The sequence below is a fragment of the Ensifer sp. MJa1 genome (genome assembly GCF_037026475.1).
Classification (GTDB): domain Bacteria; phylum Pseudomonadota; class Alphaproteobacteria; order Rhizobiales; family Rhizobiaceae; genus Ensifer.
This window is the reverse complement of the sequence record NZ_JAKUMO010000054.1, coordinates 1-3,046: the sequence shown is the minus strand read 5'-3', so window position 1 is coordinate 3,046 and position 3,046 is coordinate 1. Positions and strand designations below refer to the sequence as shown.

5 protein-coding genes are annotated in these 3,046 nt (G+C 56.8%); 1 reads left to right on the top strand and 4 read right to left on the bottom strand.

What is annotated here, in order from left to right:
* Window positions 1-141: 141 nt before the first annotated feature.
* Both MKZ91_RS31435 and MKZ91_RS31430 read right to left on the bottom strand, forming a co-directional pair.
* Window positions 142-399: a hypothetical protein gene (locus MKZ91_RS31435; protein ID WP_336174938.1), complete on the bottom strand. Its 258-nt coding sequence runs from the start codon at window positions 397-399 to the stop codon at window positions 142-144.
* A gap of 82 nt (window positions 400-481) precedes the next feature.
* Window positions 482-979, bottom strand: coding sequence for a TspO/MBR family protein (locus tag MKZ91_RS31430; protein ID WP_336174937.1), 498 nt, complete (start codon window positions 977-979; stop codon window positions 482-484).
* A 357-nt stretch (window positions 980-1,336) separates the two neighbouring features.
* Here MKZ91_RS31430 and MKZ91_RS31425 point away from each other — a divergent pair, with 357 nt between their 5' ends.
* Window positions 1,337-1,894 (top strand): fasciclin domain-containing protein, encoded by a 558-nt coding sequence (locus MKZ91_RS31425; RefSeq protein WP_336174936.1) that lies wholly within the window; start codon window positions 1,337-1,339, stop codon window positions 1,892-1,894.
* A 159-nt stretch (window positions 1,895-2,053) separates the two neighbouring features.
* Here MKZ91_RS31425 and MKZ91_RS31420 read toward each other — a convergent pair whose 3' ends face one another.
* Both MKZ91_RS31420 and MKZ91_RS31415 read right to left on the bottom strand, forming a co-directional pair.
* A complete protein-coding gene (locus MKZ91_RS31420; RefSeq protein ID WP_336174935.1) occupies window positions 2,054-2,617 on the bottom strand; it encodes an SDR family NAD(P)-dependent oxidoreductase in 564 nt (187 codons plus the stop codon).
* A gap of 15 nt (window positions 2,618-2,632) precedes the next feature.
* A partial coding sequence (locus MKZ91_RS31415; RefSeq protein WP_336173419.1) for a transposase occupies window positions 2,633-3,046 on the bottom strand: 414 nt, incomplete at its 5' end.

Below are 3,046 nucleotides of genomic sequence, written 5' to 3'. Positions count from 1 at the left end.
ATGGCGGCGAGAAGTTCACCCATATCCCCTGCCTGAACGACAGCGCCGAAGGCATGGCCGTGCTCGAGCACGTCGTGAGCCGGGAACTTGCCGGCTGGCTTCAGGGGAACAGGCAAGAATAACGCATAAGTCGCACCAAATTCATTCGCATTGCCTTTGCATACGTCCAAGCAGCAACGCGATGTCTTCCTGGATGTCCAGGCATATTTCGCGATACTCGTTTACAAGATCTTGCTCAGGAGATTGTTTTCTCAATAGTTCGTCGACTCTCATCGCGGCGAGTGCATAAGTCTCGAAAAGAAGATCGTATTGCTCGGCGTTCAGGGCGCGTAGCTGTTCACGTTGACGAGGCAACGCAAGGGCGACGCGAGCACGACCGATCTTAGCCAAAGACGTCATGGAGCTCACTGGGCAGATTTGAACCCATCCAAAAGGTTGCTTGTCTTAAAGAGAAAACGTCTGGGCCCTCGGGCCAACGCCATCAATTGAGGAACCAGATTGCAAAATTCAGTACGGACGCAAAGGAGACCCACGCCGCCAGCGGCACGAGGCAAAGCGCGGCTGTCTTGTCGACGCGCCAAGCCTGCGCGATCGTTGCGAGGATAAACCCGATTTGTGCGATGATGTTTCCCAAGCCGGCGACCGGACTTTGCATGGCGAAAAACATCCATGACCACAACGCATTGAGAGCGAGCTGAACATAAAATAGGGTCAGTGTCGCCAACCTGCCCGGCGTCCTGGCAGGCAGGCTCAGCAGCCGCCAGGCAGCGTAAGCCATGAGGATGTAAAGCGTCGTCCAGACCGGAGCAAACACCCAGTTCGGAGGATTGAAACTCGACTTCTCCAGCGTCGAATACCAACTTTCGATGTTCGGGTAGGTCGCCATTTGCCCGAGAATGGATGTCGCGACAACGGGCAAAATCGCGAGCAGAAGTGCCTGGATCCAGCTACGGTTTTGGTTCGCAGTTCTCTGTAACATCCCTGGTATCCTCTATTCCGTCCACCGCTGACAAAACCTCGTCATTTTGGAGCTCTGACTCCCAGCGAGCGTTTTACCGTGCGTGGATACGCTGAATTTCTCCCGATACGAACAAGCCTGGTCATTGGATCAGCAAATTGAAGATTGATACCTTGCGCGGGGCGGCAACCACCAATCCCGTTCGCGCTCGTTCACTGAAGGCATCCTTTCTTGAGTGCCGGTTTGCCGCAACGGCGGTCAAAATGACGTTGGGCGCAGCGGTGATCCAATGCGACCAAGATGCCGTATCGATTGTGCCGGACAACGTCCGGCTGAGAGCGCCCGCATGGTGCGGGCCTGCAAGGAGGAAATGACGAAATGAAACGGTCCCTTAACCGTACCACCGCGATCGCGTCGATTTTCGTTCTCGTAGCCTTCACCGCGAATGCCGACAATCCTAGTGTCGGTGGCGCGGCCATGTCCGAAAGCAAGAACATCGTGGAAAACGCTGCGAATTCAAAGGACCACACGACACTCGTTGCAGCAGTAAAGGCCGCAGGTCTGGTGGAAACGCTTTCAGGTGATGGTCCGTTCACCGTGTTTGCGCCGACGAATGCAGCCTTCGAAGCCTTGCCTGCCGGCACTGTCGACACTCTGCTGAAACCGGAAAACAAAGAAAAGCTGGCCAAAGTCCTGACGTGTCATGTCGTTGCTGCCAATGCGCTTTCGGATGCGGTCGGCAAGATGATCGCCGATGACGGAGGGAGCCATCCAGTCAAGACCGTCGGCGGTTGCACGCTCTCGGCAAAGATGGATGGCGATAAGATCACACTCACCGACGAAACAGGTGGCACAGCCACCGTGACGATCGCCGACGTGAAGCAATCGAACGGTGTCATTCATGTGATCGATAAGGTCCTGCTTCCGAAAGCGTGACAAAAGCGGTCGCGTTGCCCCACGCCTTTGCCGCCGACCACGTCGGCGGCAAACCGGTCGGATCGCTCCCTACGACATTCAGCATCGCAATGACACTTGAAATCACCGGACGTTTTCGCCGTGCACTCAGGATCTAAGTCCCATGCCGCGTAACAATACTCACCACTCAACGGGCAGCCCATCATAGGCAAAGAACCCTCCGGTGTTTTCCGCAGTCAACCGGTCAATCACCTGGAACATTGAACGTGCGCTCTCGCTTGGGTGCAACTGGCGGTGCTGGGTGGAGTAATCGGCTGTCATTTTTGTCGCGACCGTTCCTGGGTGTAGTGCGACGACTACCGCGCGCGGATGGGTGCGGTTGACCTCGACTGCGGCTGTGCGGACGATCTGGTTGAGCGCAGCCTTCGACGCCCGGTAGGATATCCAGCCCCCAAGGCGATTGTCTCCGATCGACCCCACTCTGGCAGACAGAAAGGCGAAGATGCTGCGTTCCCTACGGGCGAGCTTCGGCGCGAAATGTTTGAGAACGAGTGCTGGTCCGATAGCGTTCAGCGCGAATTGCCGCATCATCACAAGAGGGTCGATTTGCTTGAGTGATTTTTCAGGGCCGACGCCATCGACAACAAGTCCCCCGGTCGCACAAAAAACAAGGTGCAGCCCGTCTGCAGGATCGTGTCCATGGGAGTGGTGTAGCTGACGGCTGATGGCCGTGCTTTCCGACATAGGGCCGGAGGGATATCAGCGGGCCACAGCGGGCAGACTGATCTGGGGATCATCGCTCATTTGGGCCATGGTCTCAAGTGTCATATACCTGGCACGTTGGACGGCCCACTCATCATTCTGTTCGAGCAGTAGCGCGCCGACGAGGCGGACGATTGCTTCGTCGTTCGGGAAGATGCCGACGACCTCGGTGCGGCGCTTGATTTCGCCATTGAGGCGTTCAATCGGATTCGTTGAGTGCAGCTTTGCCCGATGCTCCTTTGGGAAGGTCATGTAGGCTAGTACGTCCTCTTCAGCATCGTCCATGATGGTGGCAAGCTTCGGCACTTTTGGTCTGATCTGGTCGGCGACACTACGCCATTGAGCGCTTGCTGCCTCCGGCGTCTCCTGGGCAAAGGCCGTTGCGATGAAGGCGGATACGACCCGCCTGCC

What these genes read in the sequence shown, in the direction of transcription:
- MKZ91_RS31435 (WP_336174938.1), bottom strand. Translation starts at nt 399, where the DNA reads ATGACGTCTTTGGCTAAGATCGGTCGTGCTCGCGTCGCCCTTGCGTTG.
- MKZ91_RS31430 (WP_336174937.1), bottom strand. Translation starts at nt 979, where the DNA reads ATGTTACAGAGAACTGCGAACCAAAACCGTAGCTGGATCCAGGCACTT.
- MKZ91_RS31425 (WP_336174936.1), top strand. Translation starts at nt 1,337, where the DNA reads ATGAAACGGTCCCTTAACCGTACCACCGCGATCGCGTCGATTTTCGTT.
- MKZ91_RS31420 (WP_336174935.1), bottom strand. Translation starts at nt 2,617, where the DNA reads ATGTCGGAAAGCACGGCCATCAGCCGTCAGCTACACCACTCCCATGGA.